At 36.1% G+C, this 25,211-nt stretch carries 24 protein-coding genes and 1 pseudogene; all 25 read left to right on the plus strand.

Going from position 1 to position 25,211, the window contains the following annotated elements; all coding sequences use genetic code 11:
* The first annotated feature begins 808 nt into the window (after positions 1–808).
* The 25 genes and pseudogenes from traE to OS138_RS10675 all read left to right on the plus strand — a co-directional run bounded on the left by traE (position 809) and on the right by OS138_RS10675 (position 24,940).
* Positions 809–1,141, plus strand: a complete 333-nt coding sequence (traE, locus tag OS138_RS10555) for a type IV conjugative transfer system protein TraE (RefSeq protein WP_002323647.1) — start codon at positions 809–811, stop codon at positions 1,139–1,141.
* 618 nt (positions 1,142–1,759) lie between these two features.
* Positions 1,760–2,101 (plus strand): DUF5406 family protein, encoded by a 342-nt coding sequence (locus OS138_RS10560; RefSeq protein WP_002295674.1) that lies wholly within the window; start codon positions 1,760–1,762, stop codon positions 2,099–2,101.
* Positions 2,102–2,214: 113 nt separating this feature from the next.
* Complete coding sequence (locus OS138_RS10565) at positions 2,215–2,454, plus strand: hypothetical protein (protein WP_002295673.1); 240 nt, start codon at positions 2,215–2,217, stop codon at positions 2,452–2,454.
* A gap of 66 nt (positions 2,455–2,520) precedes the next feature.
* A complete protein-coding gene (locus OS138_RS10570) occupies positions 2,521–2,730 on the plus strand; it encodes a hypothetical protein (protein WP_002295672.1) in 210 nt (69 codons plus the stop codon).
* A gap of 59 nt (positions 2,731–2,789) precedes the next feature.
* Complete coding sequence (locus tag OS138_RS10575; RefSeq protein ID WP_325070109.1) at positions 2,790–3,461, plus strand: class A sortase; 672 nt, start codon at positions 2,790–2,792, stop codon at positions 3,459–3,461.
* A 52-nt stretch (positions 3,462–3,513) separates the two neighbouring features.
* Complete coding sequence (locus OS138_RS10580) at positions 3,514–5,490, plus strand: pilin N-terminal domain-containing protein (RefSeq protein ID WP_221685673.1); 1,977 nt, start codon at positions 3,514–3,516, stop codon at positions 5,488–5,490.
* 14 nt (positions 5,491–5,504) lie between these two features.
* Positions 5,505–6,257: a class C sortase gene (locus OS138_RS10585; protein ID WP_002293487.1), complete on the plus strand. Its 753-nt coding sequence runs from the start codon at positions 5,505–5,507 to the stop codon at positions 6,255–6,257.
* A gap of 15 nt (positions 6,258–6,272) precedes the next feature.
* Positions 6,273–7,034: a pilin N-terminal domain-containing protein gene (locus tag OS138_RS10590; protein WP_002295669.1), complete on the plus strand. Its 762-nt coding sequence runs from the start codon at positions 6,273–6,275 to the stop codon at positions 7,032–7,034.
* A gap of 12 nt (positions 7,035–7,046) precedes the next feature.
* Positions 7,047–7,307 (plus strand): hypothetical protein, encoded by a 261-nt coding sequence (locus OS138_RS10595; RefSeq protein WP_002293489.1) that lies wholly within the window; start codon positions 7,047–7,049, stop codon positions 7,305–7,307.
* On the plus strand, positions 7,304–9,394 hold the full coding sequence (locus tag OS138_RS10600) for an isopeptide-forming domain-containing fimbrial protein (protein ID WP_002326170.1): 2,091 nt from the start codon (positions 7,304–7,306) through the stop codon (positions 9,392–9,394). Before OS138_RS10595 ends, OS138_RS10600 begins: the two co-directional genes overlap by 4 nt.
* Positions 9,395–9,420: 26 nt before the next feature.
* Positions 9,421–9,885, plus strand: a complete 465-nt coding sequence (locus tag OS138_RS10605; RefSeq protein WP_025477618.1) for a hypothetical protein — start codon at positions 9,421–9,423, stop codon at positions 9,883–9,885.
* Positions 9,882–10,124, plus strand: a complete 243-nt coding sequence (locus tag OS138_RS10610) for a DUF5415 family protein (protein ID WP_002305229.1) — start codon at positions 9,882–9,884, stop codon at positions 10,122–10,124. Before OS138_RS10605 ends, OS138_RS10610 begins: the two co-directional genes overlap by 4 nt.
* Positions 10,125–10,141: 17 nt before the next feature.
* Positions 10,142–10,444: a hypothetical protein gene (locus tag OS138_RS10615; RefSeq protein ID WP_002295662.1), complete on the plus strand. Its 303-nt coding sequence runs from the start codon at positions 10,142–10,144 to the stop codon at positions 10,442–10,444.
* Between the two features lie 69 nt (positions 10,445–10,513).
* Entirely contained in the window at positions 10,514–12,568 is a 2,055-nt protein-coding gene (locus OS138_RS10620; RefSeq protein ID WP_325070110.1) for a hypothetical protein, read from the plus strand.
* Positions 12,568–15,180, plus strand: a complete 2,613-nt coding sequence (locus OS138_RS10625; RefSeq protein WP_077850353.1) for a VirD4-like conjugal transfer protein, CD1115 family — start codon at positions 12,568–12,570, stop codon at positions 15,178–15,180. Before OS138_RS10620 ends, OS138_RS10625 begins: the two co-directional genes overlap by 1 nt.
* Positions 15,177–17,573, plus strand: coding sequence for a pLS20_p028 family conjugation system transmembrane protein (locus OS138_RS10630; protein WP_325070111.1), 2,397 nt, complete (start codon positions 15,177–15,179; stop codon positions 17,571–17,573). The genes OS138_RS10625 and OS138_RS10630 overlap by 4 nt, the downstream gene beginning before the upstream one ends.
* Before the next feature lie 51 nt (positions 17,574–17,624).
* Entirely contained in the window at positions 17,625–17,957 is a 333-nt protein-coding gene (locus OS138_RS10635; protein ID WP_002295656.1) for a hypothetical protein, read from the plus strand.
* The gene (locus OS138_RS10640) at positions 17,958–18,551 is read left to right on the plus strand and encodes a hypothetical protein (RefSeq protein ID WP_002293504.1); all 594 of its coding nucleotides are present in this window, start codon (positions 17,958–17,960) and stop codon (positions 18,549–18,551) included.
* A 162-nt stretch (positions 18,552–18,713) separates the two neighbouring features.
* Positions 18,714–20,738: a VirB4 family type IV secretion system protein gene (locus OS138_RS10645; RefSeq protein ID WP_325070112.1), complete on the plus strand. Its 2,025-nt coding sequence runs from the start codon at positions 18,714–18,716 to the stop codon at positions 20,736–20,738.
* A complete protein-coding gene (locus OS138_RS10650) occupies positions 20,738–21,943 on the plus strand; it encodes a glucosaminidase domain-containing protein (protein ID WP_002293508.1) in 1,206 nt (401 codons plus the stop codon). The genes OS138_RS10645 and OS138_RS10650 overlap by 1 nt, the downstream gene beginning before the upstream one ends.
* A gap of 15 nt (positions 21,944–21,958) precedes the next feature.
* Complete coding sequence (locus OS138_RS10655; protein WP_002339834.1) at positions 21,959–22,603, plus strand: hypothetical protein; 645 nt, start codon at positions 21,959–21,961, stop codon at positions 22,601–22,603.
* A 10-nt stretch (positions 22,604–22,613) separates the two neighbouring features.
* Positions 22,614–23,420: a hypothetical protein gene (locus OS138_RS10660; RefSeq protein WP_002293510.1), complete on the plus strand. Its 807-nt coding sequence runs from the start codon at positions 22,614–22,616 to the stop codon at positions 23,418–23,420.
* Between the two features lie 22 nt (positions 23,421–23,442).
* Positions 23,443–23,673: a hypothetical protein gene (locus OS138_RS10665; protein WP_002316063.1), complete on the plus strand. Its 231-nt coding sequence runs from the start codon at positions 23,443–23,445 to the stop codon at positions 23,671–23,673.
* A 19-nt stretch (positions 23,674–23,692) separates the two neighbouring features.
* Positions 23,693–24,758, plus strand: a pseudogene (locus tag OS138_RS10670) (hypothetical protein).
* 5 nt (positions 24,759–24,763) lie between these two features.
* Complete coding sequence (locus OS138_RS10675) at positions 24,764–24,940, plus strand: hypothetical protein (protein ID WP_225851790.1); 177 nt, start codon at positions 24,764–24,766, stop codon at positions 24,938–24,940.
* Positions 24,941–25,211 lie beyond the last annotated feature (271 nt).

Below are 25,211 nucleotides of genomic sequence, written 5' to 3' on the forward strand. Positions count from 1 at the left end.
GTGATTGTTGCTTCATGGAGTAACATTAAAATTAAAAATTTTTTATTATTCTAATTATATTACGAATATTACAAAATAATAGCTATTTTAATAGAATTTATAAGTTAAAATATTATGATAAAAATCACAAACGTAGCCTTTTACGTCATAAGTGTTAAAAGAAATAATTAATTTCAAATATAGAAAAGGGAACGTATGTTTGCATACTCCTTTTTTTTGAGTTATAATAATACGCGAAGAGAGATAATTTCATTATTTAAACAAGCTAAAAATCTTGATATTACTTCTTTTCAGGCAATACGAATATTATTCGCTTACATTTTTTGTATAAATTTAATTGTCTGCTATGCTTGTGATGAATTGATTTTCGTTCTGCACTTTTGGATGATAAATTTGGACAATTGAAAATACAAAAAAAAGAAAGGCGGTATGAACTCGGAAGGCTGGTAACCTTCGTCAGCGTTCATACACGGCATTAAGATTTGGCCCTTAATGCGTTAACCTTTCAGTGTTACGGTATTACCCGCAATGGATTTAGTATAACAGATATTCAAAAGTGATACCACTTTTTTTGGCTGTGTTAAGGTTAAAAATACGTGATATTACGATGAATCTATGCCTAAGCATAATGTTATAAAAATGTCCGTGTGGCTCTTTGCCGTATGACGAACGCTGAAATTAGAGGGAACGCATGTTTGGATGCGTTCCCTCTTTTTTGTTTGTCATGAACGAAAATCAATTCTCTATTTTTGAAAAATAACAAGAAAAACTTGTTAAAAATATTTAAAGAAATTGGGTGGTTTATTTTATGTCATATACAGGAATTTTGAGTCTCAAAGATATTTGTCACTACGGTAAACGGTGTACCGCTACAGAGAAAATCACGAAGAAACTATCAACTGGCCAAAGTAAAACCGTTGTGCAGTGTAAGAAATATATAATCCAGAAAGACAAAGTCTCAGAGGAAATGATTTATTACATTGGGAAACAAAAGCAAATAATTTTAAAAGATCCTATCCCCTTAAAAGAGCTATATCCAACAATCAAACATGTTTATGACCAAAACGGTGTACTGATTGGTCGAAGAAAAAATGGAGTCTTGCGTTGTACCGCAAAAGGGATGGGGCGTTTGATCGGCTGAATTGATCATTCTCATAACTTGTATTTTATCGTTTTTCGCTTGCTTGAAAATATTGTCGAGACTTCTAAAGGAACTTAGAGTCACTAGAAAAATAAGGAGTAGACTTGATCTATCAACAATTCCCTTCGGGGAGTGACGGGGTAGGTTTTAACGATTGGTAACGTAAAAAATTGGTCAATCGAGTAAATGCGCTTGTTTGGATAGTGGTGAAATGAATTTGTGTAAATAATAAGCGCAGAGTAAACAAGAGGGAATTTAGAAGTTAGACAAGTTAGAATAGCGTCTAGATTAATCATGAGCAGCTACTAAGGGATCTAGACTTTGACGCAAACTCATGGAATAAGGAGTAGGTCTTCTCGTAATGGGGAGGACGCACAAGAAATTGTGTCGTGTGCTGCAGTACATGTAGATACTTGCGAGGACGTTGATTATTGGATCAATCGAGCATTTACCGCTGTCTACTAGGGTTTCTCGTTTCGGACGCCATAAACGAGTCGAAATTTTTTATGTATTTTTAAGTAAACGAAAAACGATAAAATATGAACAAGTCCTGAATAAAGTGAAAAAATTGATATAAAACATAGAGAAAATGAAATTTACGTAATGGAGGAATGACAAATGAAAAATTATGATCCGAATATACGATTGGGCACACATACTATTAAGGTTTCTTTCCAACGTTGGGATTACAAAGGATTTGTGACGTTTAGAAGGGGCGGAAATTGTAAAGGATTAGATGTTTTAGCATTAGACGAGGATGATTTATACGATCAAACATTGACTGATAATCCAATTGGATTCGGCTTGCTACCTGAAGATGATGAAGGTAATGAATGGTTTAAAATGACGCTTATGAATGATAATGGAGACGAATTATCTGTTGAAGATACTTGGTCATATTTGAGTGATTATATTGTCAGCTTTGAAATCATTGAATTTGTAGCGGATAAAGAAGAATAAAAACTGGAGGAATAAATTTTACAGATAAAGGCTTAGAAGGAGTCACGACGATTAATAAAAAGGTAGTATTACCTTAGGCATTGAGTAAGGAATTTATTTAGGAGGAATAGTAGATGGCGCGACCAGTTTTAGAGGCGATGGATATGGATACTTTGACAAAAGGAAGGTATGTACAGCTGTTAGCTCGTGGTTATTCACCTAAAGAAGTATTCAAAGCCTTATCTAAAGGAACAGATATGGAAAAAGAAAGATTGCGAAAAGAATTCGATTATTGGAGAACCCATAATGGAATCAAGGATTTGAAACCAGCACGGCCAGTAATTAAACGAAAGAAAAAGATAACCCAAGACTGAAGTGTAGAGCGTATGTGATCATAGGCTTTTTTATTTTTGCAAAAAACAAGGAAGGTAGGAAAACTCATGAATTATGAAGAAATCGAAAACAGAAAAAAAGTGTCGAAAGAAATGGAAGAAAAGTTACTAAAAACGATGAAGCAAAAACACCTTAAAAGATTATCTGTCGCGCAATATATCAATGATATGCAGTTAACAGGAAAAGAGAAAGCTTGTTTGTTAGGTTCAATGAAAAACTTTGAACAGTTGAGACGAACTTATAGAATTCATTTTTAAAACTTTTTCTATGGAAATGAGAAAAAGTTTTTTTGTTTTGTCTGAAAGGAGGCAGATGGATGAAAAAATGGTTATTTGTTTTTTTAGGAGTCACTTTAATCGTCTTTTGCAGTGTGTTTGGCTATGTTAGCTACCAAAAACATGAAGGAGAGGTGTTTAAGCAAAATATAGAAAAAAAGATGCCCGTAGATCAAATCAATGCACATGCAAAGAGTTATAAGGAGGATGCAACGAACGTCAATAATGATATGTCTTTGGGGCAAATGTTGTCCATACAAAAAGAAGCAATCGAAATGGGCGTCAATAAACAAGTATTTGCACAAATTCAGATTCCTGCACTTGGTTTAGCATTGCCAATTTTTAAAGGGGCAAATCAATACACTTTGAGTCTTGGAGCGGCTACTTATTTTTATGAAGATGCCGAAATGGGCAAAGGAAACTATGTCCTAGCAGGTCATAACATGGAAATGCCAGGTGTTTTATTTTCTGATATTCAGAAGTTGTCATTAGGGGAGGTGATGGACTTAGTTAGTAACGATGGCGTCTATCGTTACAAGGTAACGCGTAAATTTATCGTACCTGAGTACTTTAAATTAATCGATGGCGTTCCTGAAGAGAACTCTTTCTTGTCTTTGCCAAAGAAAGGAGAGAAACCCTTATTAACGTTGTTTACTTGTGTCTATACGTCACAAGGAAAAGAAAGATACGTGGTACAGGGAGAGCTACAATAACAAGGTTTTAATCAACGCGAGTCGTTGAAATATGAAATGAGGAGAGTAAAAAATGGCAATAAATCGGTATGTAAAAAAAGCTGGAATGCTTATTGGAATGTTAGGAATCATTGCAGGCTGCTTTCAGGGATATCGAGCATATGCAGAAGATATCACGCAAAAAACGCCACCAGAGAAGGTCAATATCACGGTTCATAAATTAATGTACGATCAAGGAACGCAATTGAATGTTGATATTGACGGGATCAAAAACGATGGTTATACGCACGATCAATATCCTACAGGTGTAACGAAATACAACAAGGCAGATTATGGTGATGTTGAGTTTACGTTAGGAAATATTACGGATCAAGTATTACCGACTGAAGATTCTGATCTAACCAACGCGAAAGTGGACGAAATCGTTAAAGATGTAGAAGACAAGGGATCTAACAGTGAGTACGTCAAGAATGCAACAAACAAAATTACTTCAGCTGTAGATGAAAATGGTGAGATTACTTTTGCTGATCAACCAGCCTATGTCAATTCCAAAGGGAATGTATATGTGGTTTATGAAAGTAAATCCGCTGCTGGATTAGTCACACAAAAAGCAAAACCAATGGTTGTGATTGCGCCAATGACTGATAATACAGGTTCAGGTTTTTTAAAAGACATTCACTTATATCCTAAAAATATTGTTTCTAAGTTGAGTTTTGAATTAACGAAATTTGGTGACGATGGCACAGCTCAAAGCAAACAAACACCTTTAAAAGGGGCAAAATTTGAGTTATACAAGGGCGAACCTGGAAAAGGAACAAAATTAGGAGATCTTGTATCGGATGATCAAGGAAAGCTGACTGCTACTGATTTGACGTTAGGAAAATACTATTTTGTGGAAGTTCCTTCAGAAGTTGTAGTGGGATCAGATAAAGAACCAACAGCAGATCAATATTTATTAGGCGCAGACGCTCGCAACGATGCGCACAATAAATTAACCTTTAAAATTACGAATGATGGCGTGACAAGTGACTTAAAAGCTTCATACGTAAACTATAAAGCACCAGTGATCGATAAAACAGTAACAAATGGAACAGGACAAGAACATTCTTTCCAAATTGGTGACGCAGTAAATTATCAAGGAACGATTCATATCCCAACAGACATTGCAGGCGGAGCAGACGGTATCACAGTAAACGGAGTGAAAAGCGAAACTTCTCCTTACAGTGTATTTAAATGGGGGGATACAGCAGGACAAGGACTTTCTTATGTCGCTGCTAAAGCAAATATCAAAGTAACAAATAAAGATGGATCTGTGGTATTAAAAGAAAATACAGATTATAAAATCCAAAATTCAGAAAATGGCTTTGTGATCGATTTTATCGTGAATAATGGCCAAGTAAGTGATACTGTAGCAAGTTTACACGGACAAGATCTTCAAATGACTTATAACATGTATGTAAATGACAGCGCAGCTGTTGCCAATCCATTAACAAATAGCGTGGATTTCGTTTATAACAACAATCCATTTAATCAGGAAGAACACCACGAAAAAACGAAAGCTGACGTTGTGACTTATGGTGCAAAATTCTTAAAAGTCGATAGCGGACTATTTGGAACAGGAATCAAAGCAACACCGCTTGAAGGCGCAGAATTTGCTGCTAAAAACGCAGAAGGAAAATATTATGGTGGATTAGTTGATACGGATAAAGACGGTGTCAAAGAAGCAGTATGGGTAGACGATGTAGCAAATGCAGCGATCCTAAAATCAGATAAAGAAGGTCACTTTGAAATCACTGGTTTAACTGAAGGTGAATATTCACTGGAAGAAACAAAAGCGCCTGAAAACTATCAAAAATTAACGAAAGAGATCTCTTTCAAAGTAGACAAAGATTCATACAAAGAAGAAAACCGAATCACGATCAAAAACAATCAAAAAGCTTCCGTACCAATGACCGGTAGCAACGGTTTTCAAACGTATGCATTAATCTCTTGCTTGTTGCTAGGAGCAGGGGCACTTTCTGCAGTTGTTTACTTTAAGAAGAAAGCCTAGAAGGATCAAAACCAATGATTATCAGGAAGCCTAAGAAAAAGCGAATCATGGGTAAATGGATCATTGCTTTCTGGTTACTTTCAGCTGTAGGTGTCTTACTTTTGATGCCTGCTGAAGCGAGCGTGGCGAAATACCAACAAAATCAGCAGATTGCCGCAATCGATCGAACAGGAACGGCAGCAGAAACGGATTCTTCTTTGGATGTTGCTAAGATTGAGTTAGGCGATCCTGTTGGTATTCTTACAATTCCAAGTATTTCTTTAAAACTACCAATTTATGACGGAACGTCCGACAAAATTTTAGAAAATGGTGTAGGTATTACGGAAGGAACTGGTGATATTACAGGAGGAAACGGTAAAAATCCTTTAATCGCAGGTCATAGTGGACTTTATAAAGATAATCTTTTTGATGATTTACCTTCAGTAAAAAAGGGAGAAAAGTTTTATATCAAAGTTGATGGTGAGCAGCACGCTTATCAAATCGATCGGATTGAGGAAGTGCAAAAAGACGAACTACAAAGAAACTTTGTCACTTACTTAGAACCAAATCCCAATGAAGATCGAGTAACGCTAATGACATGTACGCCTAAGGGGATCAACACACACCGTTTTCTAGTGTATGGGAAGCGAGTAACCTTTACAAAATCAGAATTAAAAGATGAAGAAAATAAGAAACAAAAATTATCTTGGAAATGGCTTTTAGGAAGTACTGTTTTTCTTTCAGTCATGATCATTGGTTCGCTATTTGTTTATAAAAAGAAAAAATAAAGGAGGGTGACCAACATGAGAAATAGAAAATGGCTATTTGTTTGTGCAGCCGCTCTTTTTTCTTTCACTGCCTACACACAGTTGACGTTTGCAGACAGACAAGAAAGCACGGATAGCACAGAACAAACAATCCAAACGTCAGATAGCAGCACGATTCAAAGCAGCGATGAAACCGTCGATTCGTCAACAGTTGATTCTTCAGAAGAACCGAAAATTGCTGAAGACGATCAAATAGTCAAACAGACCATTCACGTTCAAAAAATTATTTCTTCCGAACAATTAGACAACCAGGGGCAAAAACTTGAAAAACAAGAAGGAGTAAATGGCGCGAAGTTTTCTGTTTATGATGTATCGGACATTTTACAAAAGATGGATGTTAAGGATCTCACTACTGACCAAATTGAATCCCAATTAAAAGATCGAGTGAAAAAACTATTCAGTGATCAATTGAAGCTAGTTTCTAATGGAGAAACAAAGACAATTGATCAACAAACAGGTGTCTTTGAATTCTCGATAGAAGTACAGGCAAATCAGAAACAAGCTTATTATATTGTCAATGAATCAAGTCCTGAAAACATTTCTAATAGCGAGGATATTTTGCTATTAACACCTGTTTCTGATAAAAACGGTGAATTCTTAAAGGATGTGTGGATTTATCCTAAATCAGAAGCTTCGCAACCTAAAGAAGAAGTAAAAAAAATCGTTTCTACTGGTGTAAAGAAAAACTTCTTTGAGAATTGTTGGGATTTTGTTACTCACTTGTTTTCTAGAGATTAAGGAAGAAATAAGATGAAACTGATCAAATTATTATTATTCAATCTTTCTTGTTTAACCGCAGTCTTTTTGTACTGCGGTTTATTATTTTCTCAATTATCTATTTTGCCAAGCTACCAACTATACCTAATGAGGATTTTAAACATACCAGCTGCTTCCATGCCGCTAGATATTATGGAAAAGCTCATTAGGAATCCATTATTTACTACGATCAATTTGATCGTTATTGTCGGAATTTCACTAGTCATTTATAAAAAAGAGGGGATGAAGGGATGAATTTTAAACACTCGTGGACAAGACGGTTAAAATATGTTTTTCCCATAATGATGATGTTAGGTACATTGTTTGGGTTAAAAACAGCCAATGTCTTTGCTGAAAAAGTTATTGTCGATCCGTCAAATCCAATCCAGAACGTAAAGAATAATTTTATTATTCCAAAAGATGTTCCTAATGCAAAAACAAATATTACTGTAAACGGAGCGTCAAAAGTTTACAAATATCATGTTGATGCCAACAAAGGTGGTTTTACAGACGACTACGTAGGATTAGTGGAGGGAAACAAAAATATACGCTATCCTTCTTTCCAAAAGGAATACGGTGAAACAAACCTTGTTTTAGAAGGCGTAACAACCAACACCAAAGTCAATATTGACTATGGAAAAATCGGTACGTATAACGGGGAAAAAGTCAATATCAAGCTAGTTCTATCTAATATTCACTTATACTCGGATACGTTGCCGTGGAATCTACTAGATAACAACTATACAAAAACTCATTTTCGAGACGATGGCTATAAAAATACGAATGGTGCAATGAGTAAATCTAAAAAAAGAACAGTACTTTGGATCTCAGACAATCTTTTCTCAGGAATTGTTTACCATTCAACACAAATGAATGTGCAGCTAGTAGCCACATATGAGGACGGTAGCCCCGTTCAATTTTCAGGAGATACATTTATCAGTTTTAACTCTTTGAACCCTGCAGGAGGAAAAAGCACGGATCTTAAAGGAGAATATGCCCACTATGACAAAATGAATACGACAGATTGGTATGTCAGAAAAGATACGGTTCTTTCAGAATTTAAATCTTTCTACAACAATCTGAACGTGGTAGGTGGCCACCCAGGAGGAAGCTCTAAGCTGACACAAGCGGATAATGATTTCAATAATTTGCATGATAAATTAGGAGATCCGAAGTTTGGTCAAGGTACTGTGTCCTTTAAAATATCTGAAGCAAATCCGACGTTTGTGATTGGTTCTTCTAATGTTCAAACCTGGTTTACTTTATCTTCTGCGACAATCTTTAGTGTTGTTCCTGATCAACCTGAAAAAACAGGGGTTGATAAAAATGGAAATAACGTGAACGATAAAATGTTGCAAGTAGGAGACACGATTCAATATCGAATCAAACAGAAGGTGAATCGATTAGGAGTGGATTTACTAGCGGTTTACGATCGATTTGAGTTAATCGATAATTTACCAAAAGAAGTAAATTACGTCGATGCACACGTTGAAAGTGGTACAAATAAAAAATTCGATGTATCTGGTGAAGTGACCTATGACAAAACAAAACACCAGGTAAAATATGCAGCGAAAGCTGATACATTAAAAAATCGAATGAAGTATAACGGCGAAACTTACGAATTAGTGATCAATGTAAAAGTCAATGAATTGGCCAATCAAAATAGTGTAGCCAAAAATCAGGGAACGTCGATCATTAATAAAGTAGAAAAGGATACAAATATCATTACCGTTTATTTCCCTAAAATTCCAGTGAAAGAAGTACAACAAAATGGAAAAGATGTAAACGGACGAAATGACGGTAAGAAGGGTACGCCGACAGCTCCTTTAAACGCAGGATCTGAAGTACAATATCTAGTCACACAAAAATGGCACACAAAAGGCGTAGACGCTGTGTCAGATCACTACAAACAATTTAGTATTCAAGATCCAATTGAAGCTCGTTTGACATATAAAGAAGGTTCTGCGCAAGTAATAGATAAGAGTACAGGAAAAGATATTACTTCTGAAGGCACACTAACCTATGATAGCAATTCAAGAACGCTGAAGTGGGAAGCTTCCGCTGACTTCTTAAGTAACAATCTTTTAGATGGACGAGAAATTCAGCTGATATTTACAGCTAAAACTCCATTACAATCAGAAAAAAATATTGATAACCAAGCCGTAGTAGCAGTAGATAATGTTTCTAATAAAACAAATGTTGTGACAATTGGGGTTGATCCTAACTTGCCACAGGTCATTGTTCCTAAAACAGGTTCTACACATTTAGTAACGATTTCAGCGGTCAGCTTACTATTACTTGTGTTAGCAACTTTTAGTTATGCGGTTCTGAGATACATTTAAAATAAAAAAACGAAAGAATGAATAAAATGAAAAAGTTAATAATAGTAGTTACTTCCTTGATTGCCATGATTGTTATTTTAGTCGGATGTAGTAATGAAAAAAATAAACAAACTAATCAAGATAATGGCGTATTGAAATCAGGAACTATGTGGAAAGAAGAAGTAGGTGGTCTTGTTTATAATTTGAAAATTATAGACGAGACTACCTGGGAATACTCTGAGAGTGTATGGCATCCAGATCCTGTACAAATAACAGTCAAGAGGCAAAAAGACTATAAAGGTTTAGAAAGATACAAAATAGTAGATTCAGCTGGTGTTAGGGAATTTATAAACAAATCTGATTCTTTATTTATTGTTGTTCCCTATGAGAAGAATGGCGTAAAAAAAATAATTTTTCTTGAATCTAGCAAGGATGAAAAGCGAACGAAAGAGAAATTGATTCACGATGGATCACAATCCAATAAATATAAGTTACAAAAGACTAGCGAGTGATTGCTAGTCTTTTTATTTGTCCTGAAGGAGGAATCACAGTGGCAAAAGCTAAAACGCCATTTGAAAAAGCCGCGTCTAAAATCTTAGAACGCCGCGGTGTATCTGAAACACAGTGGAAACAAGAAGTCCTTGAAAAAGCACAATTTGACCTATTACGGGGAAAAGACAAGGACTTAGAAGGATATATCTATCAACGTGAACGTGAAAAGCTTGTTTTCGATGAAATTATTAAACACTAAAAGGAGCGAACAATTTTATGTTTGAATCAATTACAATGAATTTTTTAACACAACCGAAAGTAGTAGCTGCGGTTGATATTTTTAGAGCATTACAAACTGCCGCAACTAGTTTAAAAAACAATCTGATGATTTTTGCTGCTGCTGCGGCCGTTGCTTCCATTGTTATTGGGGGTCTTTTCTTCCTATTTGGACGAAGAGGAGCTGAAAATGGGAAGATGCACGTAGGCTATGTATTGATGGGGGTAGGAGTTATTTTAGCAGCAGCTTCTATTGTGGTTTCGTTATTTGGATTGTTTGGACAAACACCTCAAGGATTATAAGAAAGTAAAAAAGTAGGAGTAAGAAGTAGTCGATACTTTTTACTCCTTTTTTATGAAAGGAGAATACTCATGTACTTTACGATTGCAGGCAATACCAAAACAGATAAAGAGTTAATAAAAAAAGCAACGAAGGAAGTAGGAAAGCGTACTTCTTTTTTACCGAAAACAATTAAATATTCTGTCATTGAAACGGAAGAACAGCTACATGTGTTAGGGAAAGTACTGGAACACGAAAGTCGATCTTCTGTTAAGTTGACTCTCACGTTACATGACACAGAAGGAAAAATAGAGAAAACTGGTACAGAATACGTTTTTGGCCCACTGGATTATCAAATTTCAGAAGGTTTCTATCCTACATTGATGGATTTAATCCGCCTTGATGTGTTTAAAGAAACGGATGAAACTATGAGTGTGGAAGAGTCTTATCGAAACGAAAAACTTTTACAAGTTTTAGAAGAAGAGTTAGAGAGCGACCAAAGAAAAGTGAATCAAGGGAGTGAAGTCGAAGTAAATGAAGAAGTACCATGGGAACGACCAATATTTCCAAAGAAGGAGTCAAAAGAAAAAGAGACAGTCTATGTTGACGAACAAGCTGATATTCCGACTCAGAAATCGATATTTGAGGAAGAGAACGATGTGATGGGTCAATTGGAGGTAGATCCCTTTGAAGAAACAATGGAGGATGAAGAGACGGCCGAAGTAGAAGTTGATCCAGTTGAAGCTAATGAAGAGTCAACATGGACTGAAGGGGATTCTCAGGAATATATTGAACCACTTATCAGTGAAGAAGTAGAAAAAAACGAAATAGAGATACAAAAGGCAACTGTATTTGATTATATTTTGGATCAATATCCGCCAGAGCATGAATGGACGAAAGAAAAAAACAAATTATTTTTAAATGAGCTTTATTCGAAATATCAATTACCCCAAACCTATCAAGCATTTTTAGAGAGTAAAGAAGAATTAATCTCACAGGGTAAAGGCACACTTTTAGAACAGTTAGAGTCTGTCCAATCAACAAATTGGCATGAGCTTGCACAAGAAGATTTATTAGCCACCTTTGAAGAACGTCAACAAGAAACAGATCAAGAAATTAATGAGTATGCGACGGAACAGTCGTCTAATTGGGAGAAAGCAAAAGAGGAACTAAATAAAGAAGAACAGCGAGTGATTGAAGAAGAAGTACAAAAAATTAAAGAGCGATACGAAAAGAAACGCGACAATGCGTATTCCTTGTGTGTAGAAAAGATCAATAATTTTACTCAGACGAATCAAGAAGCGTTATCGAAAGAAAAAGAAAACTTGTTAAAAGAACGTATTAAAGAACGAAAAGAAGAATTTTACCTAGGTTTGCGTACAGATAAGCTAAAGATTAGCAAAGAATTAAATGAACAACTGAATAAGCTATATCAAACAACGACTAAAGTTCTTATGGAAAAACACGAACAGATCCAGCAAGAATTACAAGTACAAATTCCAAAATGGAAAAAAGAGTATGAAATTCAACAACAAGAATTGAAAGAACAAGAAGAAAAACAACGGCAAAAAGAAAAAGAGCATGAACAATTAGAAATAAGAAAACGGGAACAGGATCTTGCGGAACAAAAAATGGCGATAGAAAAACAACGGTTAGAGCAAGAAAAGGAAAAAGAAGCAGCTGCTCGTAAGGAACGTCAAGAACAAATGGATACATTGCGTCAAGCACAGTTGAATTATCTAGCACAACCTCAACCAGTAGCTGCTGTTCAAACGCCAGTGAACAACCAAGCAAATTTAACTCCTTCACCACAGCGTTCCTTTGACGGATGGATGGTGGGATGTATTGCAAGTTTAAGCTTGCTTCTAGGTGGAGGGACAGTATTTGCTTTTAATCATATCAATCAATCTTCACAGGCTGATTCTGTAGCCACAACGGCGTCAATCAAGGAAGAAGCCCAGGAACAAGCAAGAAAAGAGTATGAACAACAATTAGAAGAATTGTTGAATCGTACCAATCAGTCAACAACAGAGTCAAATATGGAAAACAGTAAAGAGAGTGATTCTAGTAAGACCAAAGAAGGATCAATCGATTCAACTGTACAATCAAACACTTCCGAAAGTTCAGAATCAAATGAGGTGAAATAATGCGGATTCGAGAAACAACGAAACGAAAAGACAAGCCTTTTAATTTAGAAAAAAAGAAATATCTATCACATTTTTATAGCTATGCACCAGCAGGTGAAAGATTACCAGGTAAGCATGATAAGCGAGTCAAACAAAAACTAATGTATAGCGGTTTAGTCTATCTCCCTTTAGATTATTTAGTGACAAGAATACCTGAAGCTTTCAGTCGATTTGAAATCATTCAGGGAAGCTTACAAGGAGTGAATCTGTTTCAATTACAGGAAATGCCACAGGTCTTTCATTTTGATTCAGCTGGTTTTTGGAATCCTTTGACCCCAGCAACGAGTTTAGGTACACGCTTAGTTGTTTCTACGATTTGTGTTGTTCCAGCTGTACTTATGGGTTTGAAAATGGACATGTGGTTTCGTCCGCTAGCGGATGGACAAAAAGGGGATAATCGGTTAATGACACTAAAAGAGATTCAACAAATCTATCCTCAAATACCAGACGCGAAAGGTTCTTTCCCTGGATATGGTGGAATTCCTATCACTCACTATAAAAAATATTGGTATATCCAAACAGATACCGTTAATACTTGTATTGTTGGTACTTCTCGATCAGGGAAAGGACAGATTGAAGTATTAGCAACTATTGATAATTTGTCTCGTGCAGAAAAACAAAGTTCAATGGTTGTCAATGATTCTAAAAATGAGTTGTATGTAGCCAGCAAAGACGAATTAGAAGCCAGAGGCTATGATGTTTATGCTTATAATCTAACTGAACCGTTACAGTCAATGAGTGATAATCCTTTGGCTTTAATTGTGAAATATTGGCAACGAGGAGACGTGGATACCGCTACGCAACTAGCAAATACATTTACAAATACGATTTATTATGATGCCAATGCTTCAGATAACAAATACTTTAACGAAAACGCGCAGAAAGCTGTCAATGCGCTTATTTTTGCGTTGTTAGAACAAGCCGATCAAACAGGGGATTACTCCAAATTAACACCCAATAATCTTGTTGAGCTTCTTTCTGAAATTGGCGGTTTTAATTATCAAGATCCTACTAATGAATTTAAGCAACTCAATGCTTTAGATGAATTTATGAATCAGTTACCACCTGGAAATCTAGCGAAAAAACAATATGGGGCAACAAAAATTGGTTCTGATAAAGCAAAAGGCAATATTCTATCAACAGCGATCACAGGATTGAATCCATTTACCCTAACAAAAATTGCGAAAATGACTTCTCAATCAACCATTGATTATAAATCGGTTGGTTTTCCCAAATATTTGGATTTGAAATTACATGAAAGTCTTTTAAATCAACGAATCGTAGTGGAATTTTATCATCAAGGAAAGAAATTTCATGAAGAACGAGTAAAAGTTGGTTATAGAGGTTTTTGTGAAATCAACTTTGACTGTCATTTAGAGCAAGGGGATCAAGTTCGTTTAAAGTATGATCACCAAAGAAAAGAATATGTTGCTTGGTATGAATTTTCTCAAAGAGAATTGAGGGACGAAGAGGGTAATATCGTTTATCGAAAAAAAAGGGGAGAAACCCATTTGCCAGAATGGGAAAAAGAAGCGGTTCTCACACTAGATGAAAGTAAAAGTAACTTACTAGTAGAGTCTATTCGGATGCACTATACCGACAAGCCAATGGCTATTTTTATGCTTACACCTGATTATGATCCATCTAACCACATCGTAGTTAGTATCTTTCTGAGCCAGTTATATAAAGAGTTATCCACGCAATGTGTTAAGACCAAAGGTGATAAATGTCACCGAAGAATTCATTTCATTTTAGATGAATTTGGGAATATGCCAGCGATGGATAACATGGAAGGAATCATGACAGTTACGGCAGGTCGTAATATGTTATGGGATCTATTTATTCAATCATATAAACAACTACGTGCGAAGTATGGGGAAGATAATGCAGATATTATCAAAGAAAACTGTCAAACACATGTATATATTATGTCTACAGACGATAACACCATTGAAGAATTCTCTAAAAAAGTAGGAAATAAAACGGTTGAACAAGAAAATAGTACTGTCAATTCTTTAGGTATGAATACACATATCAATCGTAATGTTGATTCAGATCGTATCTTAACTCCTGAAAGAATTTCTACTTTTTTAGAAGGAGAAACGATTGTACTTGCGCCATTGAAACGGCGAGATCTAAAAGGGAATAAGATAAGGCCGTATCCAATTTTTAATTCTGAAAAATCCAATAGTCCTTATGCTTATCAATATCTTGAAGATTTCGATACCTTAGGTCGAACCATTCATGATATTGATATTTATTGTACTCACGCAGATCTCGATTTGAAGGCTTTACAGATTGATTATGATTATTTCTTACCAGATGAAGATGCTAGAGATCTCTATCATGGACTGCATGAACAATTGGGAGAAAAAATCGAAGAAAATCTGTTTTATAAAATTGTTCAATCTCTTGAAAATGAGACGGTCAAAAAATTGTTAATTCAATTTTACGAAGAACAAGCAACGGATCGTCTTCAAGAATATGTTGAAAAGTTGATCAAGAATCAAGAAATTTCAGAAATGATTGGAAAACGGTTGTTATTGGAAGCTGAAAAGGCGGTGAAAGAATGATCATTGGAGGAATTTTTTCCGGCATAGCCGACTGGTGGTCAGGCTTATTTGGAGAAGGCAATGCCGATCCCAAAACTGTAACAAAAATCTTACAAGATTATGGGAATTATCTGCAATATCAAGATGTGTTCAGTTGGATTTGTAATACTTTTTTATGGGGATTGGTCAAAGGGTTATATAACCTCAATACTTTACTAGAAAAAACCATTTATCAAAGCTTTGATTTAAAAGACTTATTGAACGTCGCTGGGGTAAATGAACTGTTTCAAAGTTTGATTAGTAAGGTATTGGCTCTTTTTTGTGTCGTCACATTAATTTATTTAGGCTTGAAATTTTTTATGAGTAAACACCCACCAAAAGTCAAAAATATCTTGGTTAATTTATTTATGGCCATAATCTTGATTTTTGGTGGGAGTTCTTTAATCGATGAAGGGTTAAATATCAGTAAAAGCTTTTACGGAGACGTGACTGCAGCAAACAAAGCAGATAAAACGGGATCACCTGCTTTTCAAATTATTCAAAATAATGTGATCGATGTCAGTACGTTACTAGCAACTGACCCGAATAAAGTAGAATCCCTACCAACAGATAAAAGAAATGCTCTCACGGCGAAGAATTTTAAAACGGCGAATATCAATGGGATTATTACTCCTGATCAAGCCGCTGAGATGGCGGATAACGATAAAAGTGGATTGTCAGATTTACAAAAGGATCGGTTAAGAGCGTTACAATACCGACTGGAACTGGATGATAATGGAAAAGAAATCCCTGTTCAAATCAGTGATGAAGGCTTAGCAAAGTATGTATACACTTCAGGTTATCGCCGATACATTAGTAGTCCAGGTATTATTTTAGCTGGTGAATCTTCTTTATCGGTAGCCTATTTATTTATCCTATTTACGATCGTTACTTGCATTATTGAGCTGGTATTTAAAAAATTCTATTTAGTGATTGCCGCGTCAACGGACTTTGAGACAGGCCAACGGATGAAAAGTGCGATAGAAGATATTTCTCAATCCTTCTTGTTATTGGCGTTTACGATTTTAGAATTACGAATCTATACATTAATGCTTTCAGGTATCGGTGATTTGCATGCGGCAGGAAAGATCAATGGATTCTTGTATGTTGTTGCTTTAATTGTGCTAACCATTGCGCTATTCAAAGGCTCTCAATCGGTTACGAAGATTTTCGGTGTTGATACGAGTCTGAAAAACGGCAGCAATTCTCTTCTTAGCATGTTTGCCTTAGGAAATATTGCGAAAAATGTGGGTAGCGGAGCTAAAAACCTTGCAAGTGCTGGTAAGAGTGGTTTAAGCAATTTAAATGATATTCGTAAAAATGGATTTGGCAATCGAAAAGATGTTACCCCTGATAACGGGGAAGAACAATCAGACGATAAAGCTACAACTGTACCTAATAGTAAGAAAACAGTTTCCGAAATGTTCGGGAAAGCGAAAAATGGTGTTTCTAAAGCCGCAGAAGGTCTTGGTTACGTCAATGAACGTGGGTTAAAAGGAACAGCTGAAGATCTTACAGAAAAAGCCAAAGACACCTTAGAAGAGAAATTAGACGGCACGAGAGCTAAAGAATTGGCTGAAGCTGTGAAGAATCCATCCGAAGCACTAGAAAAACAAAAAGAAAAAGCTTCAGAAGTCAAAGAAGGACTAAAAGATGCGTATGGTGAAGGACAAGTCAATGCAGCAGTGAAGGCAAATACAACAAGTGAAAAAGAAAATCAAGAAGGTGCAGCGATTCCTTCAGCCAAAGATCACCAAGATGAGTTACATTCTAACGAAAATTCGATCGGAGAAAAAGATTCAGAAGAAGGACAACATGGACAGTTACCAAAAACCGATCCAGAACAATATCGTTATAAATCTAACATTAATTCTGAAAATGAAAAGCGCATTTCAGATTTACCAAAACGAAATCAAGAAGTACAAACGGATGAGGATTCCATCGATTTGCCAAATGATAATGGAATCGAAGTTGGAACTGAAAAATCAATGAAAATTGGTTTGCCTAAGACACAAAATTTACCAATGAAAGATAGTCGTTTGAATCAATTCAAGGAGAATGATCAAAGCTTTGTTCACCAATCAACTGCAGGTACTGTTCAAATGAAACCAAGTCGTTTGCCTGAAAATGGAAATCTGACAACTGTTTCTTACAATTTATCTGAAAGTGGTGAGACAGGGAATGTGTCCGTTCAAAATGTTGTGACAAGAGAAGCTGCACCAGAACCTATTCAAAAAGTTCACACAGGTTACAAACCAGCAAATGTGGCATTTACTGCACCAACAAAAATAAATGTAACAAGAGAAACTAAAAACAGGAACAATGAATTGAAAGAACAACTATTGCGGGATATCAAACAGGATATCAAACCATAAAAGGCCTACAAGTTAGGCCTTTTTTCTATGTATGAAAAGGAGAAATCATTTATGGATAAATATATTAACATGAAAAATCCTCCAAGATTTAGTGGGGAATGGAAGTTTTTCGCCTTTTTCTTTTTAGATCTATTAACGCTTGGTGGTTGCTTTTTTTGGGCGAAAATAGTCAATAATCTTGTCCACTTACCGCTCTTTTTTGCACTCTTGAATTATGGCTTATGGATTGCGATAGCTCTAGTGATTGTTTGGCGACCCTATAATAACCCAGGTCAACGCCAGATTTTTGCGATTATCGAATCTATTTTTTTTACGGACAAGAACCATTACCATGCCCTAGATCCTAACCGAAATTATCATGGTACGTATAAGGAGGATGAATAAATGCGAGTCAAAGGACAAAATTCAGTTGATAAGAAATCCATTTTGCAGTTTGGAAAACAAGAAGAACGATCTATCTTGGATTTATTTCCTTATAAATCCTGTACAGAAGAGGGAGTCTTAGTTACTAAAGAAGATCATTTTCAACGTTATTATCGTGTAGTTTCTACAGATGTGGAAGGATTAAACGAACAAGAGAAACTAGAACGAATGAATCAGTTGACCACCGTCATGCGTACGTATGTGCCAACAATTAAGTTAGTTAGTTTGACCACAGAAACGGATCTAACGGAACAAATCGTACAAAAGCGGCAATTATTAGATAAGAATCGTATGGAACAATCCTTAGGAAGAAATCTACAGCGATTAAGAAAATATGAAAAGAAATTAGTAGAGGAAATCCAGGAATTGAAACGAGCAGAACAAGAACGTCCTGACTTAAGCTTCTTTTTCGTCATTGAAGGAAAGACAAACAAGGATTTACAAACCAGAAACCGTCAGTTAATGCGATCTAGTGGCATTTTAGGGTTAAAACCACTCTACAAAAAAGAATTGATCAAGATTCTTTATCGAATGAACAATATGAATGATGAGTAGGAATGGAGAAGAGAGAATGAAATATCCGTTGATATGGTTAGAAAAAGATGTTCCGAAGGAAGAGACCACTAGAAAATTTCCTCACACTTTAAGCCTGGGTAAGTTGGGAAAAGGGCAATCTTTTAACCAAGTAAAGAATCAAACAAGAAGAGGTGATTGTACATGTTAGAAGCGATTAAAATAGCTTTTTCACCACAAAATGATCAAAAAGTACTTGATCCATTAAAGCAATTAGGAAATCGGGAAATAGAAATTTTAAAATCCAAAGGGTATGATTTAGATTTTTTAAAACAAGTGATGCCACAAGGTGGATTAAATTTCGATGAAGAGTATGTGACCTATGGAAATGGTTATTCACGGTGTGTGACAGTTTATCACTACACAAAAAATCCTACGCTTTTTTGGTTGGCCAATCTCATGAACAATCCTCATACAGTGGCCACACTAGATGTTAGCACAGATGAAAAGCAAAAAGTGATTGATCAAATCAATCGTGCCTTAGATGAATTAAATGATCGATCAGATAACGAACGAAAAGCGACTGACCGAAATAAAAGCGCAGAAGAATACCTGGAACTAGCGGAATATGCCCGAAAATTGACTTCTAATGGGGAAATTTCTAAACAAGTCAAAGTGAGAGTACATGTTTACGGAAACACGATTCAAGAAGTAGATGAACGAGCGCAGGAACTGATTGAAAATCTCAAAGGGATGGATTATCGTGCGGTGACCTATCTGCATAAAACCAAACGAGATTGGCAATCGATGTTTACCATGTTCGATGAACAAGCTGAATGGTTCGGAAATATCAAAGGGCAATCACTACCATCGTTAAACATTGGCGGAGGTTTCCCGTTCCACCACCAAACGCTAAAAGATCCAGGAGGTACACAATATGGGGAAACCATGACAGGCGGCCCATTTGTCTGGAATGCGACGTATAAAAATAGTGTACGGTTGTCTACTAATACCTTGCTTCTAGGAATGATGGGAGCTGGTAAATCGACCGTTCTTAAAATGATCGCGGAAGCCCATTTAGCTGCAGGAGACTTTATTTGGGGCTTTGAAAAGGGGAAAGACTTTATTCCTTTCTTAAAGGAATATAACGGTATTATGGTGCGTTTAGACGGATCTGACGGAATGATCAATCCTTTAGAGATATTTGCCACACGGACGTATGATGAAGCATCCAGTTTATATGACGATGGATCAGTCAAAGATTTGAAGATCAATGAAGCAGCGTCCTATCAAACGCACTTAGACAAAGTGGTCTATCAGGTACAGTTAGTGAGTCCTCAGCTAAAAGGAACGATGAAAGCAGAATTTAAGACCTACTTAAATCGTTTTTATGAAGAGTATGGAACAGTACCACGCGGCTTTACTTCCTCAAATTCGCGTTCAAATACTGATACGCAAGTCACAGGTAAAGATCCAGAAGCTTATCCGACGTTCAAAGAATTTTTAGACTTTTTAGGACAACTGGAATTACCAGGTGCTTCCCAAGAGAAAAAGAATCGAAAAGAAGAAATGGAATCCATCGTAGAATCCTTATGTGAGACGTATGGCATGATTTTTGATGGGCATAGTACGATTCGACACCTTGACCAACAACAGTTGGTCTTTTTTGACATTGACTCTATTACAGGCTTAGATCGAGGGGTACAGCAATGTCAAATGTACATGGCGATGACGTTGATTTGGAATCAGGCATTGATTCAAGGACGAAGACAACGACGCTTAATTAAAGAAAAACAAATGGAAGAACAAGACTTCAAACGCTTTTTGGCGATGATCGATGAGTGCCATAATGCGATTAATCCAGATTTTATTGAAACGGTAAATTATGTCACAAACTTTCAACGAGAAATGCGTAAAGTAGAAGCAATGACTGTTTTAGCTACACAATCCCCACAAGAAATGGTGCCAGAAAATATGTCTTCTGAGAACTTCTCGAAACTGAAGAAAGTCTTTGAATTTTCTTCTACGAAGATCTTTATGCGTATGGATGAATCTATTTTACGTCATATAGAAGGATTAGTTGGTAAATCAATGACAAACTCAGAATTAGAATCCATTCCTCAACAAAATCAAGGAGACGCTGTGATCAATTTTGGCTCAAAAGAAACCATTCGTGTTCATTTTAGTCCGAACAAACGTCAATTAAAATTGTTTGATGGAGGAAAATAATGGAAAATCAAGATGAAAGTTTAATCAAGCAGTATGTTAAGCGTCGCGCAAAGCGGCGCTTATTTTTGTGGTTGTTTGGTACTTCTGCAGGTTTGATTACCATTTTGATCACTGTATTCGTGACCCTATTTTTAATACTTGCGGCTGGTTCGATTGATAATTCGGATTCAGATTCAAGCAGTGGTGGCGAAACTTTTACAGGAGAGTATTCGGAAGGATTGCCCATTTATAAAGAAATCAAAGGAAGAGGCCCTTTTTCTGATGAGATTGCGCAATATGCCGTAGGTGCAGCAGTGAAATATAAATTATTACCAAGTGTAATCCTTTCTCAATACGGTTACGAATCAGCGTTTGGTACGTCGGCGTCCGCAAGAAATGATCTCAACTATTTTGGAATTACGTGGTTTGATGGGTGTCTGTTTCCTAAAGGAACTGCGCGAGGAATCGGTGGTATTGAAGGTGGCTGGTATATGAAGTTTCCCAACTCAAAAGCAGCCTTCTCCTATTACGGCTTTATGGTAGCCACACAATCCAATTTTAATGCTTGTGTCGGAAATAAAAGCCCTGGCGCAAGCTTATTGATCTTAGGACGAGGCGGTTATGCCGCTGCAGGAATTACTGAAGATAGTCCGTATTATACAGGTTGTATGTCAATTATCACTTCTAATAAATTAACCGAATATGATGAATTCGCCATCAAACATTGGGGTGAAGGTGGCAATAACAACGGCACGATTACTGGTGAATGGACGAATCCATTCCCTGGCAGCAGTTTAGATAAAAGTTCCTTTAGCGGTGGGCAATTATTTGGAACGAATCCAGGGGGAGAGTTCCGACCAAATGGTTTCCATGACGGATTAGATTTTGGTTCAGTTGATCATCCAGGAAGTGAGATTCATGCGGTTCATGTCGGAAAAGTCGTGTACGTTGGCAATCCTGGTATTTCAGGTTTGGGCGCGTGTGTGATCGTGATTAATTACGATGGCTTGAATATGGTGTATCAAGAATTTGCGAATAGTACAGGAAATTCTTGTGTGAAAGTAGGCGATCAAGTGAAAGTTGGTCAAGTAATCGGGATACGAGATACAGCACACTTGCATTTAGGCTTCACTCGCATGGATTGGCGTCAAGCACAAGGACACGCATTCACAGGTGATGGTACATGGATCGATCCATTACCATTTTTGAATAGCAGCAAAAAATAGATCAGGAGAAAAAATATGGAAAATAAAACTTTAAAAATCGTCTTAACAGCTGCAATTAGCGTTAGTTTAATCGGCAATATCGCGTTATTTTGGCAGCTGAAAGAGGAACAAGCGACAAATACCTATAAAATTGAAGAAGTGGCTAAAAACGCGTCTGAGAAGCTCAAAAAAAATTCCTCTGAGGCACAGGCGAAGATCGACAAGTTAAATCAAACCATCAATGAGAAAAACCAAGAAATCCATCAGCTGAAGCAACAAGATGGCACAAAAGCAAAAGAGGAAGTAAATGAAGCACAAAGAAAGACGGCAGAAGAGTTCGGTCAATTGGCCATTGATAAATCATTAAGCAGAAATGAATTAACGGAAAAACTAAAAGATGTCGCAACCCAAGAAGTGATCGACAAATTAAGTCCTGCAGACGATAATCACCAACATGATGATTACGGAAGTTACTCTTTTACATTAGGTGACGTGCAAACTTACGCTCAAACAAGCAGTGTAAAAGAGGAACAAAATTTTGTTGTATTTGTTGATTATACAATCGGCAATCCTCAATTCAAAGATGTCAAACCGCAAAAAATAAAAGGTGGATTAACTGTCACTGAAAAACAAGTAGATGGTCAATGGAAAGTCACAGACTTTAGTTATTTTACTCGTTAGGAGGAAGAAAATGAGTAAGAAAAAAGGAGCAAGAGAACGTTTCAAAAAACGAAAAAGTTATCTTAGATGGCTGGGAATCTTTATGATTCTCGGCTTTTTAATTCTTGCTAGTCCGATTTATACGCATAAGAAGGTAGACATACCAGATGAGGTAAGCACGAACGCATTTTTAAACACGAAGGAACTGACGATGGTTTCAAAAGAAAAAGGAGCGAACCAGCAATTAGTTTTTGAATTTGCGATCGACGATGAAGATCAAAGCTTATTAAAAGAACTGGCTAATCTTAATTATCGCGTAGAAGTAAAGACAGCTAAAGGGGATTATCAAGCAATAAAAGCCAAAGTGATTAAGGTGTCTGATGATTATTTTGCAGTGAAGCTATCGCATGTACCAGAAGAATATATTGCTATGCGATTAACCATTATTCCTGAAAAAATTGATCCAAAGGTGGATATGCAAGAACCGCAAGATCTGATTTTTTACATTCACGAAGATAAGGTCAAAGATCACGTGAAAGACGAAGATTATGAACAACATGCGATCAATTACAAAGTGAAAGGATACAAGAAAGAACAAAAAGCAGCACAAAAACAAATTGAATCTTTCCAAGCAACCATAGATTTGAATGAAGAATTAGTGAAGAAACTAAAAGATCAGTTGCCTTATCAAGTCGCAGATGATCAGGAAAATACTGAAAATAAGATTAATGGTTACCAGCAAGAAATTGAAACATCGAAAACGCAAATGAAAGATCAAGAAGAGATCATTCAGAAACTTCAAGAAAAAATTGATCGTATTACAAAAGAAAATATTTAGAAGAACAGGTGGAGTGTAAGAAATGAAGCGAGCGAATTTGGTCGGCAAAGATACTTTCGCTGAGCAGAAAGTATTGATTAAAGCCTATCTTAAAGTTGTAAAAGCCAAAGAAATAAGTCAAGAAGTGAAGCTATCTAACACGACAATATCTGAGTTGAAGAATGGTAGAAAGAATTTAGATACCTTAAAATTCAGATCATTTGAAGCTTTGTATTTAGCTGCTAAAAAATACTTTACAGCTGATAGCAAATAAAAACACAGGAGGATTTTATGTGAAAAAAGTATATCAAAAATGTTTATGGATCAGCTATATCACCTTAGGTATAGCTGCTTTTTTATTTAGTTTAGCTGTTATCGTCGGTACAATTTTTCTTTGGTTTACCAATGAAGATTTATCATTTAATTGGTTCATGAGTCTACTATCGTTTATTATGTTGATCTTTTTATGTTTAGAAATACGCGAATTCATGCCTTCTCATTGGCAAGATAAGAGGAAAGAGTTTAGGGAAGAAATCGAAATGAAATCGGACGACTGGATTGAACACACCTGGTTTCCTCTGAAAAGAAACAGCAAACGAAAGGAATTTTGGGTGCTGCAATTATGGCCAATAGGAAAACTTTTTAGTTACATGGCTTCACTTATGGTTACTTTAATCGGTTATTTGGTGGTGGCCTATTACTTGTTAAGTGAGCCAAAACAGATTGCGGCGTCAATTATATTCACGGTAGTAATAACATTAATGTGTGTCATGTGCTTTTCTATTTTTAGTTACTTACTCGTTCAATTTGTCAGGAAAAATTTAACAATGAGTAATCTTTTCAAAAGTTTATTGGACTTACTTATCTTAGGCAGTATGTTAACGACTCTAGCAGATTGGTCCGAGCAATCTGGAAGAACGGTAGAGGGGATAAAGAACTTCTTAACGACGATCGATCAATTTATAAATCGATATATGTATTTGTTTGAAGTAGGATTTATTCTCGCTTTGTTTGGTTATGTATTCATGAAACTTATTAAAAGATCAATCGAAAAAGAAATGGTTATTGATCTAATTCCGAAGCTGAGTGGCTATGAGTATTACGTTGATTTTGGAAAGTATGAGGAGCTGATCCATACGGATGTTGTTCATACGAGTATTCAAGAAGCGACCGTTAAGGGCATCAGATCTATTTTAAAAGATGGCCAGGAAATGAAAGCAATAGACCGAAGAAAAGAGGTCTACAATTTTTATGAAGTCGAAGCAAGCCTACGATATGGCATTGGGAAATTATGGTTAGATGGGAGTAAAAATTCAACAAAATAAACCATATGTTTTCAGGAAAAGTGGTGATTTATAGCTGGCATGGAGTTAAAAATCTTAAAGAAGGAGCAGTTATTCAAAGTGAAAGAACGTCATAATCAGTTACTATGTAGTAAAACGGGTACGATGAACATTGAATACCGAACAGAATATTTAGAATTAACGAATCAAACTGATTTTTTGTTGATTCGAAAGCAACAAGAGCAAGAAAAAAATTAATGGCTACTTATAGCCAATTGATTGATGAATGGGAACAATTCAAGGAATCTAAAATTCCAGAACGTCTCTAAAAGCCTTTATTTGTAAAGAGCATAAGGAAACGTGGGAACACTTTTTAAAAAAAGTGTTCCAATAGGCTGTGCCTATTACGTTTCTCAAAAATAAATGTGGGAACAAAATATTTAAAAATAGGATAGTGAAAGGATAGTGAAGGATAGTAAAGGGAGGGTAGTAGGATAGCAAAAAGGATAGGCTCCTTTTCGCTATCCTT

It is taken from the genome of Enterococcus sp. E5-37 (genome assembly GCF_035726925.1).
Classification (GTDB): Bacteria; Bacillota; Bacilli; order Lactobacillales; family Enterococcaceae; genus Enterococcus_B; species Enterococcus_B faecium.